The 17,181-nt window shown below is 60.9% G+C and carries 17 protein-coding genes and 2 pseudogenes; 6 read left to right on the top strand and 13 right to left on the bottom strand.

Annotated elements, in window-relative coordinates; genetic code table 11:
• Nucleotides 1-1,010 precede the first annotated feature (1,010 nt).
• On the bottom strand, nucleotides 1,011-1,436 hold the full coding sequence (soxR, locus tag NKH98_RS32200) for a redox-sensitive transcriptional activator SoxR (RefSeq protein WP_502894355.1): 426 nt from the start codon (nucleotides 1,434-1,436) through the stop codon (nucleotides 1,011-1,013).
• Nucleotides 1,437-1,530: 94 nt separating this feature from the next.
• Between soxR and NKH98_RS32195 the strand changes: the two genes are divergently transcribed.
• The 4 genes from NKH98_RS32195 to NKH98_RS32180 all read left to right on the top strand — a co-directional run bounded on the left by NKH98_RS32195 (nucleotide 1,531) and on the right by NKH98_RS32180 (nucleotide 4,460).
• Complete coding sequence (locus NKH98_RS32195; protein ID WP_352478390.1) at nucleotides 1,531-2,253, top strand: SDR family NAD(P)-dependent oxidoreductase; 723 nt, start codon at nucleotides 1,531-1,533, stop codon at nucleotides 2,251-2,253.
• Nucleotides 2,250-3,344 carry an S-adenosylmethionine:tRNA ribosyltransferase-isomerase gene (locus NKH98_RS32190; RefSeq protein ID WP_352896960.1) on the top strand — a complete coding sequence of 365 codons (1,095 nt, stop codon included), beginning with the start codon at nucleotides 2,250-2,252 and terminating at the stop codon, nucleotides 3,342-3,344. The genes NKH98_RS32195 and NKH98_RS32190 overlap by 4 nt, the downstream gene beginning before the upstream one ends.
• A 391-nt stretch (nucleotides 3,345-3,735) precedes the next feature.
• On the top strand, nucleotides 3,736-4,182 hold the full coding sequence (locus NKH98_RS32185; protein WP_352904223.1) for a hypothetical protein: 447 nt from the start codon (nucleotides 3,736-3,738) through the stop codon (nucleotides 4,180-4,182).
• Nucleotides 4,182-4,460 carry a hypothetical protein gene (locus tag NKH98_RS32180; protein ID WP_352702913.1) on the top strand — a complete coding sequence of 93 codons (279 nt, stop codon included), beginning with the start codon at nucleotides 4,182-4,184 and terminating at the stop codon, nucleotides 4,458-4,460. The genes NKH98_RS32185 and NKH98_RS32180 overlap by 1 nt, the downstream gene beginning before the upstream one ends.
• On the opposite strand, the pseudogene NKH98_RS32175 reads toward NKH98_RS32180, so the two are convergent.
• From NKH98_RS32175 to NKH98_RS32130, 10 genes and pseudogenes are all read right to left on the bottom strand, one after another.
• A pseudogene (locus tag NKH98_RS32175) lies at nucleotides 4,459-4,602 on the bottom strand (AAA family ATPase); the annotation flags it as partial. The gene NKH98_RS32180 and the pseudogene NKH98_RS32175 overlap by 2 nt on opposite strands.
• Nucleotides 4,603-4,757: 155 nt before the next feature.
• A complete protein-coding gene (locus NKH98_RS32170; protein ID WP_023679340.1) occupies nucleotides 4,758-4,949 on the bottom strand; it encodes a DUF6494 family protein in 192 nt (63 codons plus the stop codon).
• Nucleotides 4,950-5,741: 792 nt separating this feature from the next.
• Complete coding sequence (locus NKH98_RS32165; protein WP_352904225.1) at nucleotides 5,742-6,884, bottom strand: MFS transporter; 1,143 nt, start codon at nucleotides 6,882-6,884, stop codon at nucleotides 5,742-5,744.
• A 727-nt stretch (nucleotides 6,885-7,611) separates the two neighbouring features.
• Nucleotides 7,612-8,316 (bottom strand): GntR family transcriptional regulator, encoded by a 705-nt coding sequence (locus tag NKH98_RS32160; RefSeq protein WP_352478397.1) that lies wholly within the window; start codon nucleotides 8,314-8,316, stop codon nucleotides 7,612-7,614.
• A gap of 102 nt (nucleotides 8,317-8,418) precedes the next feature.
• Nucleotides 8,419-9,159: an aspartate/glutamate racemase family protein gene (locus NKH98_RS32155; protein ID WP_352904222.1), complete on the bottom strand. Its 741-nt coding sequence runs from the start codon at nucleotides 9,157-9,159 to the stop codon at nucleotides 8,419-8,421.
• Nucleotides 9,160-9,167: 8 nt separating this feature from the next.
• Nucleotides 9,168-9,890 carry an ABC transporter ATP-binding protein gene (locus NKH98_RS32150; protein WP_352478401.1) on the bottom strand — a complete coding sequence of 241 codons (723 nt, stop codon included), beginning with the start codon at nucleotides 9,888-9,890 and terminating at the stop codon, nucleotides 9,168-9,170.
• A 2-nt stretch (nucleotides 9,891-9,892) separates the two neighbouring features.
• Entirely contained in the window at nucleotides 9,893-10,672 is a 780-nt protein-coding gene (locus NKH98_RS32145) for an ABC transporter ATP-binding protein (protein ID WP_352478402.1), read from the bottom strand.
• 4 nt (nucleotides 10,673-10,676) lie between these two features.
• Nucleotides 10,677-11,651: a branched-chain amino acid ABC transporter permease gene (locus NKH98_RS32140; protein WP_352506249.1), complete on the bottom strand. Its 975-nt coding sequence runs from the start codon at nucleotides 11,649-11,651 to the stop codon at nucleotides 10,677-10,679.
• A gap of 5 nt (nucleotides 11,652-11,656) precedes the next feature.
• On the bottom strand, nucleotides 11,657-12,523 hold the full coding sequence (locus NKH98_RS32135; RefSeq protein WP_352904221.1) for a branched-chain amino acid ABC transporter permease: 867 nt from the start codon (nucleotides 12,521-12,523) through the stop codon (nucleotides 11,657-11,659).
• Between the two features lie 77 nt (nucleotides 12,524-12,600).
• Complete coding sequence (locus NKH98_RS32130; protein WP_352478408.1) at nucleotides 12,601-13,803, bottom strand: ABC transporter substrate-binding protein; 1,203 nt, start codon at nucleotides 13,801-13,803, stop codon at nucleotides 12,601-12,603.
• A 1,256-nt stretch (nucleotides 13,804-15,059) separates the two neighbouring features.
• On the opposite strand from NKH98_RS32130, the gene NKH98_RS32125 reads away from it, so the two are divergent.
• Together NKH98_RS32125 and NKH98_RS32120 are read left to right on the top strand one after the other, a co-directional pair.
• Nucleotides 15,060-15,314 (top strand): hypothetical protein, encoded by a 255-nt coding sequence (locus NKH98_RS32125; protein ID WP_352904220.1) that lies wholly within the window; start codon nucleotides 15,060-15,062, stop codon nucleotides 15,312-15,314.
• Nucleotides 15,314-15,580, top strand: coding sequence for a hypothetical protein (locus NKH98_RS32120; protein WP_352904219.1), 267 nt, complete (start codon nucleotides 15,314-15,316; stop codon nucleotides 15,578-15,580). The genes NKH98_RS32125 and NKH98_RS32120 overlap by 1 nt, the downstream gene beginning before the upstream one ends.
• A gap of 65 nt (nucleotides 15,581-15,645) precedes the next feature.
• Here the strand turns inward: NKH98_RS32120 and NKH98_RS32115 are convergent.
• Together NKH98_RS32115 and NKH98_RS32110 are read right to left on the bottom strand one after the other, a co-directional pair.
• Nucleotides 15,646-16,256: pseudogene (locus NKH98_RS32115) on the bottom strand (recombinase family protein).
• Nucleotides 16,257-16,664: 408 nt separating this feature from the next.
• Nucleotides 16,665-16,973, bottom strand: a complete 309-nt coding sequence (locus NKH98_RS32110; protein WP_352904218.1) for a hypothetical protein — start codon at nucleotides 16,971-16,973, stop codon at nucleotides 16,665-16,667.
• Between the last annotated feature and the right edge of the window lie 208 nt (nucleotides 16,974-17,181).

The raw sequence follows: 17,181 nt of genomic DNA, 5'->3' as shown, positions 1-17,181 counted from the left end.
AAACAAAACAGGCTGTCGCCGATCTTCGCGCGGCATCGGAATGACCACATACCAACAATCTCGGTCATTCCGCATTTAATGAGTTCACGACCTAGGTACAGATTCGTACCGACATGTCTAAATGCAGACTTGCTTTCCACGGTTCTGGTCTAGAAATGCGTACCAAATCGCTCCTGGTAGTGGTCTTTCCCCAAGACTGATTTCGGCAGTTGGGCACCAGTAGCCACGTGTCAGCAAGTTCGCTCGCGCGGCCTCGGTGGCAAGCATAACGAAAGGAACCAAGCTGCCAGGGCCAGGTTCGAAGCCGGTTCCTGAAGAGGTCAATCCATGTCGCGCGCGTGTCGCGTGGATTTGCCGAGTGTCGCAGGAAATCCTTGCAAATCACCGGTGGCTGCTTGCAACATGGCGCGAAACACAATCGGCCAGCTTTAAGGGCTAGCCGATTGTCAAGTTTACTTGAGAAATTCTTGGTAGCGGGAGACCGCTACATCGCAAGACCCACTATCGAAGAGGCGTTCTTTTGCTATCGTCGGCAAGCGGCCTGACAGCAAATCGAGATCGAGCAACCACGAACTCGAAATTGCGAGTCGGGACGATGATGGATGGGACGAACTGCGCCGAAAAAGGTGAGAAATTCGGAAACTTAACGTAAAGCCTTGGGTCATGCGGTACCGAATGCAGTACCGTTCGGGCGATCAACCAACGATTGGAAAGGTTCCCCAACCGCCGATCAATCCGATCAGCCTGTGCCAACGCGCAACGGCTCCAATACTCAAACGTTTCGGGCGGGACTGAAGAGGTTGATGACTGCCGCACCCGGAGCAGTTCGACGTATTTCCTTATTTCGCTTGGCCCGCTGAAATGCAGCCGCGTTTTTAGAAGGAACGACCGTCTGGCAGGACGACGCAAGCACTTGATGGCAAGGCCGTCGAGTGGATGGAGAAAGTCAGCGACGAGCAATATCCCGCTGAACGTTACAGGGCAGCAGCGTCTCGCACTTGCCTGCCAACTCACCCCAGCCAATACCTCGGCCCCGGCCCCTTGCGTCCTGCCATATCGGCAGGGTTCGCAAGGCTACATCGGGCCATCGACAGACAGCCGCAACCGATGCACTCGGTAAGCCCCGACCTCAGGCGCTGCAACTCGGCGATGCGCTGGTCGATGCGCTTGGTCCACTGGCCCGATAACCGCGACCAATCCCGACGCGACGGCACGCGATCGGCTGGCAACTTGGCCAGCTCGGCGCCGATCTCCTCAAGCGTCAGCCCAATTCGCTGCGCGAAGACGATGAAGGCGATCCGGCGCAGCACGGATCGCGGATATCGTCTGTGTCCCGAGCCGGCCCGCTCGGACGCGATTAGGCCGCGCTCCTCGTAGAAGCGCAGGGCCGATGAGGCGACGCCGCTGCGCCGCGACACGTCGGTAATGGTCAGCATGGAATCCATGCATGAACGAAAGCACGATTCCCGCTTGACTTCAAGTTAACTTGAACTTGTAGCAAGGGCCATAAAGCTTGAAGGAGCACCGGTAATGCAGTCGAATATTGATCTTCAAGGACTTCGCGTGGCGGTCACGGGCGGCACCTCCGGGCTCGGAATGGCGCTTGTGCGGCAGCTGACCGCGCAGGGTGCGTGCGTGGCCTTCGTCGCTCGCACCGCCGCGAATGTCGAACGCATCGCTGACGAGACGGGCGCGCACGGCATTGTCGGCGACGTCGGTAAGAAGGAGGACACCTACTCGATCGCGCTACAGGTCACTGCCAGCCTCGGCGGGCTCGACGTCCTGATCAACAATGCCTCGAGCCTCGGCCCTGTCCCGCTGGCGCTCCTCGCAGATACTGAGTGCGAGGAGCTGGAAGTGGCGCTCGCGGTCAACCTGGTCGGCGCGTTCCGGCTGACGAAGGCCCTGTTCGGTGCGCTTGCCGCGTCCGCACGCGAGGGCCGTGGCGCGATGGTGATCAACATCTCCAGCGACGCGGCGGTGAACGCCTATCCCGGCTGGGGCGCGTATGGGGCGAGCAAGGCCGCTCTTGCCCATCTGACGGCGATTTGGGAGGAGGAGGCGAAAGCTGACGGCATACGGCTCCTCGCACCCGACCCTGGTGACATGGACACCCCGCTGCACGCGCTAGCGCTTCCTGACGCCGATCCGTCTACATTGAAACGCCCCGAGCTGGCTGCTGCCGAGATCATCGAAAAGATGATCGACGCGTTACAGGTCCGCGCTACGCTTCACGCCGGGGCATGCGCATGATTGCCGCCGACCGTCCCGATCGGCGCAAAGCCAGGCTGTTGGTCGTCGAGGCGGACGGCACCATGCGCGACCTGCCGCGCGCTGGAATCGCGACGCTGTTCGGTCCCAGCGATCAGGTCGTCGCCAATGACGCCGCGACCTTGCCTGCCAGCTTGCACGGCACGCATGTCCCAAGCGGTGAGGCGATCGAGATCCGCCTGGCGGGTTGGCTGTCACTTCCCGATCCAACCCGTTTCGTGGCGATTGCCTTCGGCTCGGGCGATCACCGCACGCGCACGGAAGACCGGCTGCCTCCACCTCCGCTGTCACCAGGCGATCGCCTCCGGCTCGGCTCGCTTGACGCCGTCGTCGAGCGCCTTCTCGACCATCCACGCCTTCTCGAGTTGCACTTCCCAGGCAACCGCGCAGCAGTGCTTGCAGGACTGGCGCAGCACGGCCGGCCGGTCCAATACGCGCATGTTCCCGAGCCGTTGGCACTGTGGGATGTTTGGACGAAGATTGCCGCCGGGCCGGTCGCGTTCGAGGCGCCGTCGGCAGGCTTCGCGCTCGACTGGCGCACGCTCCAAGCCTGGCGTCGGCACGACGTTGGCTTTGCAACACTCACGCATGCTGCGGGCGTGTCTTCCACCGGCGATCCCGCGCTCGACTCGCGCCTTCCCTTCGACGAGCCATACCGCATCCCTGGGCGCACCGCGGCGCAGGTCGCGCGGGCGAAGCTGCGCGGCAGCCGCATCATTGCGATCGGCACGAGCGTAGTGCGCGCACTTGAGGCAGCCGCCAATCCCGGCGGCAATGTGCGTGCCGGAAATGGCATTGCGACAGGGTGCATCGCGCGGGGCACGCGGCTTCGCGTGGTCGATGCGATTCTCACAGGCGTCCACCAGCCCGGCGAAAGCCATTTCGAGCTCCTGCGCGCCTTTGCCGACGATGCTCTGCTCGCTAAGGCCTCCGCAGCCTTCACCGCGTATCGATACCGCGCGCATGAATTCGGCGATTCCATGCTGCTCAATCGCCAACCGCAGCTTCTATCGCGCGAACAGAACCGTGCCGAGGTGCTCGAGACGAAGCCTCTACTCGAGGCGTGGCTATGATGTCGGCAGGTTCGGTGGCATTCCGGGCCGCACCGCGAACGTCAGCTTCGGAGAAGTGTAACAGACCGAAGGTTGATTGACGGTTCTCCCCAAGTCCACCCGGTTCCGAACCGGCACAACGCGCCAATTGCCGACCTTTCCGGCGAGTGTACCACTACCCACCGCCGCCCCGAGCATTCCCGACGCCGAGCCGTCGGCATGACGTCGACCGATCGCTCCGCCGCGGCCTGGATCGACCAACCGCTGGCCCACGTCGCTGAAGCCATCGGCCGGACGACGATCGGTTCCTGGCCGAGCATCGGTCCGCCCACGATGAACCGCGCTCGCCGTCTGTGGACATGGTTGCCGCCGTGTTTGAGTGGTGGCGCCGGTGGCCGGTGGGGCGCGACGAATGAAGCGCCGGCCCAATTCAACCTGGGCGACGCCCTTCAAAGCTGGGAGGATCGATCTTCACCAAGCGGTCTGCGGCCTCGACCGCAGTTCGAATCCTGCTGCGCCGCGCGAGATTCTCGGCCAGCATTTCTTCAGTGCGTTGAAGCGCGACCTCGGTCCGATGGATGCGCTGCCTGGCAATGGCAACTTCCGATGTCAAAATATCGGCCGCTATCCCGTGGCCGTGGGGTTCCATAGTGTCCATCAGTTTCTAATGCATGGGGGGCGGTATCGTTCCCTGATATCGGGCGAAACGGGGTGCCGCCGTTCCTCTATCAGTGATGAGCGCTGCCAAAATGGCCCGGCCGTCTTTGCAGCCGTGACAAAAAGCGAGATGGGCCGAATGACCAAGGCGCTCCCTGTCAAAACAGCGCCAGAAACAGGGCGCCTCCTCGATCCGTCCTGATGCGGCCCGATGAACTGCGGGATATCAAATCAGCGGCCGACTACGCTGGCCGCGATGACAGGACCATTCGTTGTGGGCAAAGCGATATGGGATCGGGCGCCAGAGTGGACGAGGTGCGCCCCATCGAAATTAGCCTGCCAGCCTTGGAAATGGTTCATGGCGAATGGGAGGCGCTGGAGAGGCTGCGCGCCGGCGACAGATCAAATCGATGCTGCGGCGGCGCTCGAGTTTCAAACGGGCAACCGGCGTTGGAGACGGTCGCCGGCCGCTTCACGTAACGGCGCGGCGGGCGAACGCCGCCGCGTCAACCCAGGGTAGCACATCGCCGTTCCGATCAAGTTCCTCCGCGACGATACGTCGGCCCGGTTCCTCGACAACCGCATATCCTCGTCGGGCGCCTCCATAGATTCGTTGAACCAACGACTGGAAAGGGTCGGTCTTTCGCGTTCCGTCAGAGTCGCAAGAGCGTGGGGTGAACGGTACTACATCCACCCGGCCAGACGCCATTCCAACCGCTGATCCGTCTCGACCGCTTTCGGCCGCCTCGGCCGTTTCGCTAGGTCGCTTCGCCCCGCTTATGGAAGTTCGATCTCGCCGTCCACCACGTGGTTGAGGCCGGTGCCTTCCGCCGTCAGCGTCATGCGGACCTTCAGCTTCTTGCCGCCGATTTGCCCTTCGCGCACCGTCTCCTCGATCTTGCGCTGAGAGGTGACGCCGACTTCCTTCAGGAACTTGCGGATCGACATGTTGACGGCGTCTTCGCTCATGGCGGAACTCCTCTGTATCCGGAAGGGATTGTAAGGGAAGGCAAGGGATCAAGGAAGCAGGACGGTGACGCACGGTTTTATAGAAATAGACCTGGAGCCGGGTGGAGACGTCGGTCCTTAAACTTGATCGGCCCCTGGCAGGAGGAGTGGAACCGATCGACGTCTTGCGCAGAAGGAGCACTATGACGGCTATCTCGGCCTTGCTCTGACCGATCAGGAAAAGAGTGATCTGATCGAGTACCTCAATCGATCTGATCAGCACTCGGCGCTTCTTTGGGTTCGATTGGGAGGAAAGATCATTAAAGAAGATCGTGGTGAGGTAATTGCGGGTCGGCACAACAGGCCAAGCGCTGTCTCGCCGGAAACTTCTTAAGGTGTCGATGACCGGCGCGGGCGATTGCAGGTGCAGGTGGGCTTGCTTCCTGCATGACAGGTCAGCCTGCGGCGCGCGGCGCCACCCCAAAGCCTATGACGCTTTGTCAGGATGTTCCAAACAAGGGTCGCCGCTGCGGCGGATGCACCCGTGGAGCCGAAATGCAAGCGAGATTGTCGCGGGTGAAATCAGCCCCGATGGTTGGTGCCGCTTTTACAAAGCACGGCCGGCCTGATCGGTCGAACCCAGCGGAGACTTTCGTTGTCTGCTGCGCTGCGGGTGATGGTCTGCAGGCATCGCGTCGAGGATGTCGGGTCACATTAGGCATTCAACAAGTCCGGAGTCAGAGCCGAAATGATCGACGACCTTTCCAACATTTGCCTTCGCCATTGACCCCTCCCGGTCAAGCAACCCAAATATCAGCGTTCCTCTGGCGGCTTGACGTTCTGGAACTGCATCAGCAGCAGCAGATCATAAATGATTTTGAGTGTGCCGCAGATCAGGAGGGGCCATGCCCGGAACGAGGCAGCGAACAGAGCGCCCGCCAGGGCGGGACTGGCTGCGGCAGCCAAACTGCGCGGTACCGATGTGAAGCTCGCGGCGGCTGCCCGCTCCGCCTCCGTGACGACTGCCATGACGTAAGATGAGCGCGTCGGGACGTCCATCTGCGAAAGCGCGGCACGGATCAGCAGCAGGGCGAGCGCGAGAGGGAGCGTCGGCGCAAGCGCCGCCAGCATCAGGGCGATGCTGGACGGAATGTGTGTGAACACCATCGTGTTGATGAGTCCGATGTGCCGCGACAGCCAGGCGGCAACGGGGAATGAGAACGCCGAAAGGACGCCGGACCAGAAGAAGAAAAAGCCCGCTTCCGAAAGCGACAGGTCGAATTTTTCGAAAAGCCACAGGGCAAGCAGCGACTGGACGAGGAAGCCGCCGGCAAAGGCATCAAGGCTAAAAAGGGCCGCTAGCTTGAAAACGAAATTCCGCGAGGGGCCAAGCGCGGACGTGCTGCCGGAGTCCGACGTTGGACGGCGCTGCGGGATCTGCGCGTAAAGGAGACCGCCGAGCAGGCCCAGCAACGCATAGAGCACGAACATCGCCTTGATGCCGGTGAGTTGATCGAGGCCGGCTGGAGCCAGAAGATCAGGTGTCGCCGAAGCGAGCGCGCCAACCGCGGCTGCGAGCGCACCCACAAGGCTGTAGCGCGCGAACATCTTGGTCCGCGCGGCGTCGGTGACTTCGCGTGTTAGCACGGCATGCTCTAAGGGCACGAATACGCTGACGCTGCCGGCCGACGGGTTGATGGTGCCTGCGAAGGCGATCACCAAAAGCAGCGCGTAGTCGTGGACGACAGCAAAGGCCACACCCGTGGCGACCATCAGACTGGCGGCGGCAAGCAGGAGTTGGCGGTGATCGTGTCGGGCACCAAGGAGTCCGACGGCGATGGTCAAGAGCGCTGAACCGAGCAGCGATGCGGTTGCAATGATGCCGACCTGCAGAGTCGCGAAGCCTAATGCGAGGAGATAGACCGGCAACAGAACGGCCACGAAGCCGTCGCCCATGTCCCGCAGGGCTCGGGCCGCAAAAAGAAAAGTCGCCGGGCGGATCTGCTGCACTGATCTAGCCTGACCTCATCACCTGCATTGGCGTCACCGGCTTTGGCAGCGTCGCTCGACAGGGCCGGAAGGATCATCACGGAGTCGCATTAGACATTCCAGCGAGGCGAATATCGGATTCAATCCTCGGGCTACCGCCCAACAATGCTGAATCATATCGTGTCAACGGCTTGCAACGACCGAAGACGCAACTGGCGCATATTGCACTTGGCTGTCAAGGTCGGGAATGAGGGTCAGAACCTGCCCGTGATCTTGCATTCAGGGAAGGTCCGAGAAGGGTCGGATCGCGAAGTTCCCCGCCGCATTGAACGTCCCAAGATGGCGCATAGTGCCGTTTCGGAACCGGGTGGACCGGGGGCAGGATCGCCAATCAACCTGGGATCATGTTGCAACCAAGTTCGAAATGTCGCGTTGCTGGCAAGTAGAAATGTCGCATTGGGATGTTTCAGGGGTAGGCGCCAAGTCAGGATTGCGGGGTGACGTGCATCCTGGCTTCGCCGTGAGCGCCCGATCGGGGGCGATCAAGTATGGCACTTCGGCTTTACTAGCTTTGAGAGCGGCCACTTACGCGCGAGCTTCGTTGGCCGGTGTCGGTTGCGGGTGATCCGATATTCGTCCAGCATCGCGACGACATCTGCAATGCGAAGCTTGGCGAAGAGTTTGACAGCGCAGATCAGCGCAAGATGTCCGACAGGCTCTCGGGCTTCTTCTCGCCAAGCGACAGATCAAGGCCGGACAGAAGTTCGACGAGATGGCTTCGCATCAGGTCGGACGCGTTTTGTGCGTCGTGCTTTTCGATGGCATCGACGAGGGCGTGATGGGCGTGGCTTTCGCAGGTGGTGTCGCGGCGGCGCCAGTAGAGCGCGATGATCAGCGACGACCGCGACAGCAGGTCTTTGACGAAACCGGTCAGGATAGAATGGCCGGCGATTTCGGCTATGCCGACATGGAATTTTGCCGACAGCATGATGGCGTCGCTGTCGCGGCCGGCATGCAGGGCCTCGTGCTCTTTTTCGAGATGAAGCCGCAGTTGCGCGATCTCGGCCGGCTTTGCCACTTCGGCGGCAAGCGCCGCGACCTTGGGCTCGATCAGCGCCCGCGCCTCGAAGACCTCGCGCGCTTCCTGCTTGGTCGGCTGGGCGACGAACGCGCCGCGGTTCGGCTCGAGCCGAGCCAAGCGGTCATGCGACAGCGCCTGCAGCGCCGCGCGTATCACCGCGCGGCTCACCGAATAGATCGAGGCGAGTTCGTCCTCGGGTAGTTTTGTGCCCGGTGCGAGGCGGTGGCTGACGATGGCGTCGCGCAGGCCGGCATAGACCGGAAACCAGCGCATCGTCGGCTTGTCGCCATCCCGTGGCTTTGGCCCAAGCAGGTCCATCGTCTCATTGTCCCGGCGGCCGGATCGCATAGCGGCACGAACACCGCGTTTCCGGCCGCACATCGAACATCCTGTGTGGGAATGTCAACAATTTTGCACGCATCAGGATACACGGCCGGAGGGCGAAAAGGGCGCAAAGATTCCGGCGAAGGATTTTTCGAGTGGAACCTGGTAGCCGCCGCGCTTTGAGGTCGACAGGCCAAGGCCGACGAGGCTCTCGCAGAGTTTTACTGCGCAGGCGACGCCGTCGAGCACGGGAAGGCTATGTTCGCGGCTGAGCGCGGCGGCGAGGTCGGCCATGCCGGCGCATCCCAGCACAATCGCTTCGGCCCGGTCGTCGCGGATGGCGCGCTCGATCTCCTCCGAAATTCGATGGCGGGCGTTGGAGCCGGGCACTTCGAGCTCCAGAACGGGAACGTCGCTTGCCCGCACCCTGGCGCAGCGGCTGGCGAGGCCGTAGCGCACCAGATTGTGCTCGATCGCCGGCACCGAACGCGACAGCGTCGTCACCACGCTGAACTTGCCGGCAATCAGGCTCGCCATGTGAAACGCCGCTTCGCCGATGCCGACCACCGGCATCTCGCCGACGCAGCGTACTGCGTCGAGGCCGGTGTCGTCGAAGCAGGCGATGACGCAGGCGCTCGCCGCCGGATGTCTCTGGATCTCGCCGATCATTCCCGGGATGGCGAAGACCTCGTCGAAATAGCCTTCGACGCTCGGCGGCCCGTCCTTCGGATTGACGGCGATGATCCTGGTGCCGGCCGAAGCCGCAAGGCGCGCCGCCTCGCCGATCTTTTCGGTCATGGACGCGGTGGTGTTGGGATTGACGACGAGTACGTCCATTTGCGCTTTCATATTTCGCCGCCGAGATAGAGTTTCTTGACCCGGTCGTCGCCAAGCAGCTCAGCCGAATGTCCGGCCAGCGCGATCTTTCCGGTCGTCAGTGCGTAGGCGCGCTGCGAGATGCGCAGCGCCATGCGCGAATTCTGCTCGACCAAGAGAACACTGACCTTTTCGTCGCGATTGATCGCCACGATGGAGCGGGCGATGTCCTGAACGAGCTTCGGCGCGACGCCGAGCGAGGGTTCATCGAGCAGCAGAAGCTTCGGTTTGGCCATCAGCGCCCGCCCGATCACCAGCATCTGCTGTTCGCCGCCGCTCATCGTACCCGCCGTCTGGGAATAGCGTTCCTTCAGGCGCGGGAAGCGCCCGAGCACCATGTCCAGCGTCCTTGCGATTTCGGCCTTGTCGATGCGGGTGAAGGCGCCCATCATCAGATTGTCGCGCACCGTCATGTAGGAAAAGACGCGCCGACCCTCCGGCACCATGGCGATGCCCATCCTGACCAGCTCGTCAGGGCGCGTTCCGTCGATGCGGTGGCCCTGGAAATGAATCTCGCCGCTGCGGACCTTCTTCAGGCCGGTGATGGCGCGCAGGATCGAAGATTTGCCCGCGCCGTTCGCGCCGATTAGCGCGACGGTCTCGCCCTCGTTGACGTTGAGCGACACACCCTTCAGTGCATAGACATGGTCGTAGTAGAGTTCGACGTCGGAGACTTTCAGCAGTTCGCTCATGGCTAAAATCCGATCGTCTCATCTTCGGCGCCGAGGTAGGCCTCGATGACCTTTTCGTTCTCCTGGATTTCCTTCGGCGTTCCCTCGGCGATTTTCACACCGAAGTTCAGGACGACGATTCGGTCGGAAATGTTCATGACGGCGGGCATATCGTGCTCGACCAGCAGGACAGTCACGCCGCGCTTCCGCACGCCGCGCACCATCTCCACCGCGCGCACGGTTTCGTCATGGTTCATGCCAGCGAAGGGCTCGTCGAGCAGAAGGACGGTCGGGTTCGTGGCGAGCCCGATGGCAATCCCGAGCGCGCGCAGATGGCCGTGCGGCAGCGTGCTGGCGATCTCATGCCGTTGCGCGCCGAGACCGAGGAAGTCGATGATCTCGTCGGCCGAGCGGCCGAATTCATCTTCGTCGCGCCGTGCGGTATTCGTGCCGAGATAGAAGCCGGCAAGGCTGGCATTGGAACGCAGGTGATGCGCGATTATGACATTGTCGCGCACCGTCATGCCCTTGAAGATCGTTGTCTCCTGGAACGTGCGCACGACGCCCTTCCGGGCGACGATATGCGGCGCCAGGCCTGAAATCCGCTCTCCCCGGAACAGCACTTCGCCCGAGGTCGGATTGAGAAAAGAGGAAATCAGCTTGAACAGCGTCGATTTGCCGGCGCCGTTGGGGCCGATGACGGAAAGGATCTCGCGTTCGCGGACCGCGAAGGAAACATTGTTGACCGCGACCAGCCCGCCGAAGCGTTTGGTCACTGCCTTGATCTGGAGAAGGTCAGTCATGGTCCTAGCCCTGCTTCTTGCCGAACAGCCGGAGGCTGAGCAGGCCGTTGGGAAGGAACAGCATCAGCGCGATCAGCACCGACGAGAAGATCAGCAACTGGAACTCGCCGGTCTCGAACAGGAAATCCCAGCCGAAATAGAGCACGAAGGTGCCGATCATCGGCCCGAAGACGTAGCTGAGCCCGCCGAGGAAGCAGTTCAGCATGAAGTTCACCGAGTCGGTGACGGTGAAGCTGGACGGATAGATCGACTGCGAGATGGCGACGAACATCGCGCCGCCGAGACCGCCGAGGAACGAGGAGATGGCGTAGGCGATGACGCGCAGATAGGCGATATTGACGCCGATCGAGGAGGCCAGTTCCTCGTTCTGCTGCAACGACTGGCAGAGTTTGCCGATGCGCGAATGGACTAGGCGGTAGAGCGCTGCAAAGCACAGCACCATCAGCACAACCGACACCAGATAGAAGGCGGGACGCGGATTGGCGAGCGTCGCGAAATCCGGAAGGATGGTCAGCCCGAATATCGAGATGCCGCCGGGGAGCGGAATGCTGACCATGCCCTTGGCTCCGTTGGTGATCGGCAGTGCCAGTGCGAGCAGCCGCGCCACTTCGGTCAAAACCAGCGTGACCATGGCGAAATAGACGCCGCGAAGCCTGAGGATGGGCAGCCCGATCAGCACGCTTGCAGCGGCGCAGAATAGCCCAGCCAGCGGCAGTGTCAGCCAGAACGACACACCATACTGGACGACAAGGATGGCCGAAACATAGCCGCCCATAAGCGCGAAGGCACCCTGGCCGATATTGATGCGGCCGATGTAGAAAGTCACCCACACCCCGGCGCTGGCGATGCTGAGCAGCGCGACCGAAGTCAGCGTGTAGTAGAGGTCGAGCCGACCCGTCGCCTCGATCAGCCAGGGCACGCCGATGAGTACGACCAGCAGGAAGACAGCGACGCCGAGGATGTTGCGTGTACGCTTCATGTCGATCACCCCCACGGCTTGCCCATGAGCCCGTTCGGGCGGATGCTCAGGAACACCATCAGCGCGGCGAAGATGACGAGATAAGTGACGTCGCCATATTGGCGTAGCACCGTCAGGCCGACCGATTCCATCATGCCGAGGATGAAGCCGCCGGCGATCGCTCCGCTGACCACGCCGGCGCCGCCGATCATCACCATCAAGAACGCCTTGATCGAGATCGGCCCGCCGATGCCCGAATTGACGCCGGTGATGGCGACCAGCAGCCCGCCGACTATGCCGGCAAGCATCGCGCCGAGCGCAAAGCCGATCATCGAATAGCGGTCGACCTCGACGCCCATAAGCTGTGCCGCGACCCGGTCCTGCGCCAGCGCCCGCATGGCGCGTCCCGGCTTGCTGTACTGCATGAAAAGCACGAAGAAGGCGATGAACAGTATGGCGAGTGCGCCGACCAGCAGCCGGTCGTAAGGCATTATGAGGCTGTCGGAGACGAAGACGCCGTTGACGATCTTCGGCACGCCGCGCTGCTTTTCGCCGAACAGGAGGAGGATCACGGCGTCGAGGAAGAATGCGACCGCCGCCGCGAGAAGCATCGTACTTTCCTCCCGCACGCTTCGCCTAATCACCGTTCTGAAAAGGAATTTCTCGACCAGCGCTCCAATGACCAGCAGCGTGATCCCGGACGCGACGAGCGCGACGACGAAAGGCATGCCGAGCTGGCCATAGACGGTGTAGGTGATGAAGCCACCGAGAACGTACATCTGCCCATGGGCAAAGTTTAGCACGTTCATCAGAGCGAAGATCAGGGTCAGACCGAGCGCGATCAAGGCGTATTGCGCACCAAGATAAAGCCCGTTGGCGATGACTTGTTCCATCAGGATGGTTCCCGGCCATTCAGAGGCTCAAGGCGAATGCACGAGCCTCTGCGGCAATCCGCTTCAGTGCAATTGCGTCAATCGACTTGAGCGACGAAGAGCGTCTCGAACTTGCCGTCGCGGTATTCCGTGACCACCATCGGGACCGAAAGCTGGCGCTTCTGGCCAAACGACGTCATTCCGACATAGGTCAGCTTGGCATCGCCCTTCAGATAGGGATTGGGCGCCGAGAAAGTGTCGATCGTCTTCTTGAACTCCTCGACATTGTCGATTGCGGCCGGGTTCGCCTTCAGCGTCTCGATGATGTATTCGAGCGCGTAGACCTTGGTGTTGGACTCGTCATTGTATTCGCCGAACATTTTCGTATAGCGGTCGACGAACTCCTTCATCATGTCGGACGCGATTTCGGGCGTCGATGCGCCGCCGACTGAGATGAAGCCGTTGGCCAACTCGCCCGCGCCCTCTTCCAGCACCTTGGCATCCTGCGCCGTTTCGGTGGAGATCAGACCTTCGTAGCCGAGCTCGCGCGCGGCGCGGATCAGCAGCGGAGCATTGCCGGGCGCGACACCCGAAAGCACCAGCAGGTCCGGTTTTTGCAAAACGATCGGCGTCAGTACCGGCGTGAAGTCGCGGGTATCGTTTTGGTAGACGTCCGTGGCAGCCACAACCTCAAGCCCGAGCGCCTTTGCCGCGGCAACACCGCCATCTCGCTGGCTCAGCGGATCGGATTCGTTGGCGGCGACAAAGGCAACTTTTTTCACGCCCCTGTTTTCCATGAGATATTTGTAGATCGCCGGAGCTGACTGGTAGTTGGCGATCATGCCGAGCACGGCGTTGGACGCCGGCGGGGTGTAGAGTTCCTTCGGGAATGCGTAGGGAAAATAGATGATGCCCTTGGATTCAGCCACAGGACGCACCGCCGCCGCGCCGTCGTCGACATTCGGACCGACGACATAGTGGATGCCCTCCTGGGCCATCTTCTCCATGCCGGCGATCGCCCGCTTCGGGTCCTTCTGATCGTCAAAGGTGACGATTTTGATGTCATAGGTCTCGTCACCAATCTTCACACCTCCGGTTTCGTTGATCCAGGCGGCGCGCGTCTGCATCGAGCGGACGTTGGATGTGCCCCACGCAGCGGCCGCGCCACTCGTCACGCCGACAAAGCCGATCTTGAGTTCCTTGTTGGCGGCTTGCACTGTGATTGTGCCGCCGGCCATGATTGCCAGCGCAGAGACGGCGCCGAGTGCGGCGAATGTGATTATTGAACGTCTGTTGATCATTGTTCTTTCCCCTTTGGAGGCCGCGCATTGTTGCGACAGAACTCGACCGATACGCGGACTTTTGTGAGTCAAGGCTCAAATCAATTATCTGTCAACAAAACTTTTACAGATTGTTGACAATCTTATGCGGTCGTAGATGAAGGACGTAGGACCGAAACGGCTTCGTGTCGGCGAGGATGCGGCATCCACAAAATAGGATTATATTCCGCCGTCAAGGCACATAGACTTCGTCCCGCCCTCAGCGCATGCTCGTATCGGGGAGCTGAAGGGCAACATGGACGCGATCAACGCAAAAAGAGGGGCTATGAAACTCGGAGCAAACGATGACTGTCCAAAAAGAAGACTATCGAACCAATAGAGCCGACTACGCCACAGCTGCGATGCATAGCCCAGCGACCGCTGAGGGTCGATCGTGACGATTTGGTGGCGAGGAAAAAGTCCCTGTGGGTAACAGATCGGCGATCTGCAAAATTGGCTGCAAACCCGTCCGAAAGCTCGCCAGAACCCAAGGCAAAAGCGCGCGGTAAGTGAATCGTGCCAGCCACTTTCTTACCGCCGCGTACTTCGTTCGCATTACATTAGACTTGTCTAATGTGCTAACAAGCCAGTCGAGCATTCCCGAACGCTCGCTGGTCAGGCCAAGCGGCCCCTAACCCAAGCTGCTGGGCCGCCCCCTAAGGAAGTGCGTGTATCCCTGATGCGGTCGTCGTGACCCGCCTCCGTACCGCGGCCGGGATCGCAACCACGTCATCGACCCAACGCCCCGCATCGGTACCGCTCAAACGAATGGCAATTTTTTGTCTAGATGCGCTTAGTATCTATTCTCAGGAGGCCCACGCGTGGTCGCGTGGGAGACAAGTGACTCCCCTTTAAAGGCGTCGAGATGCTACCAGTGCTGAAAAGTCAGTTCCTTAGACCTAAAGATCGGGCGATTTGCCAGCGGGTTGTCGACCAGATAACCGCCGACGCTAAATGGTACAGCACTTCGATAGACGGTCAGATTCTGGTCTCGACCACGCTGAATCTCTTTCAATCAGGGGTCGTAAACGAAACGAATTTGCTGGCACATGTTCGCGCGCGGCGCCACGACTTCACTAAACTGACAGCCTAGCTCCATCCGGGCGGAAACAGCGCGCTAAGCTGCAGCATACACGTTTCCGCAACGAGAAAAGGCGGCAGATCGAGGGTGCCAGCCCTGTTCTGGCTGAGTATCTTGTAGACACCAGCTTGACGCGCTTCAGAACAATGGTCTCGCCGTGCGGATGTTCGTCGAGGTCATCGATTCCGACCCCATGCTCAGCGATCCGGTCAAGAAGCCGGAGACCGGACCGGATGACCGTCGCCCTGGCAGCGCCTTCCACCGGCGCAGCGATCTGCTGTTCGATATAATCCATCTCTGGCTTCGCCATGAGGTCGAGAATGTGTGGGAACATCTTGCTGTACACGCGTGGTCGATAGCGGCTCTTTGTGCCGAGAACGCGGTTGGAGCGCCTGGATCCTCGGCGACGTGATGGTGCATGAGGTCCGACAGAACGGCGTCAACGGTCAGGTCGAATGTTTCCTGATCCCGGTTCCGGCGCTTGTTCGTCCTGAGCCCGACATGGGCCTCGCAGTTCAGGAGCAGCCCGATCGCTTCCTGGACGATAGCCTTGGTGTTCTCCGATGCGGCGAACCGATAGGCATTGAAGGGACTGTCGCGCTCTTCCTCTCCGTCATCGAGTTCGGTCACGATAGGGGTAGTCTGATCCATCTGCAAAATTTCTGGTCTTCAAAATAGCCACCCCGCATACGCGGTCGCATGAACGGCGATAAGCAGGCAAGGTGTCGCGGGAGCGCTCCTCGCTACGCTGCCCTGTCCCGCTTTGCCAGCTTCGCCACGGTCGCCCGAGAGCAGCCCATTACGTCGACAATCTGATTCCAGCTTGCGCCCGTCTTCAGCATCGCCGAGGCAGCGGCGTTCCGCTTCGCGTCCTCCTGCCGGGCCCCGCATACGCCCGTCGGCCTTGGCCTTCTCGATCCCTTGGACCTGCCTCCTTCTTCGGTCGGTGTAGTCCTTGCGGGCAATGGCTGCGAGCATGTCCAGCATCATACTATTGATCGCCTCGGCCATGCGCCGGGAGAACTCGTCGCCTCCATCACTGACAGCCTGCCAGGATGTCGGCAGGTCCAGCGCCACGACGCGCACCTGCTTCGCCTTCAGGTCGGCTCTCAGCTTCTCCCAATCGGCCTCGTTCAACTGGGAAAGACGATCAACTTGCTCCACCAAGAGCACGTCTTGGGGATGACAATCGCGCATGAGCCGATCCAGCTCAGGACGCTTCAAGGTTGCCCCACTCTCGTTCTCTTCATACCAGGCGGCCACCGCCAGACCGCGCTCTTTTGCGAATCGTTCAAGGTCTTCCCTTGCCCGTCCTGCGTCTTGATGCGCGGAGATAGGCCCTGATGAAAGACATGTTCGGAAACCCTCTTCAGTTCAGTTAAGATGGTTTCCGGTTCGGCTGGTACCGCTGGAGCATACCATACGAGACCGGGCGCCTCGGTGGGTCACTTGGTGAAGGAATAGGGCGTCAGGAACGGCTGACCGTACTGACCGGGCCAAGACCCCAAGAACTTGACGGAATAGCCTTTGAGGAACCCCGGTGTAATGGGGCGCGTCTCGAAGTTCAGCCATGTTTTGGGAGACGGACGCCATGACCGCGAACGATTGCCGAAACGTTGCCCAATACCCGGTCACCCCAAGCTCCATGCCTTTGACAAACCTGAAGCTGAACTGATCTCCCACATTCTTCCGGCCCTGCGACATGGTGTAATCCGCCCCGAGGATGTCCAGAAATGCTTGGGGCAGCCGGCCTTGAAATCGTTCATAGTTTGAATGCCATCGCGCAAACACGCCACCAGCCGGGCCGACAATCTCCCCAGTAACCCAGCGGTGAAGGGCAAACCATGCGAGCGGCGAAGGTAGTCATTACGGAGGACATGATCGGCCCGTTCGCCGCCAGCACTCCTCCGCCTTCAACGTAGCGGCCGTCCTCCTTCGGTCTGCCCAGTTCGGCGATTAGGCTGGGATAGTTTCGGTACACAGATTTGATCGACCGCTTGACGTCGTCATGCTGTTCAGCCGTCGTCGGGTTGGGCAGGAAGCGGCTTGCGAACGCCGCGACATCGTCCATCTCGCGTGTGCCTTCAGTGACATTGCTTGCAGGTAGTCACTTCCCCGCCCTTCGGTCGCCACTTTCCATCGAACAGCCCCCTTGGCGGTACGTGGTCGATGTCGACGCCGCGAGCCGATCCGGCACAATAGATGCAGAACGGCTGCTTGCTCCGTAACTTCTGGCTCAGACTCACCATGTTGGGGTCCAACTCTCCGACACAACATGT

It is taken from the genome of Mesorhizobium sp. M0833 (assembly GCF_040319905.1).
GTDB lineage: Bacteria > Pseudomonadota > Alphaproteobacteria > Rhizobiales > Rhizobiaceae > Mesorhizobium.
Note: the sequence above shows the minus strand (reverse complement) of the source record. Positions and strands in the feature narration are given on the sequence as shown.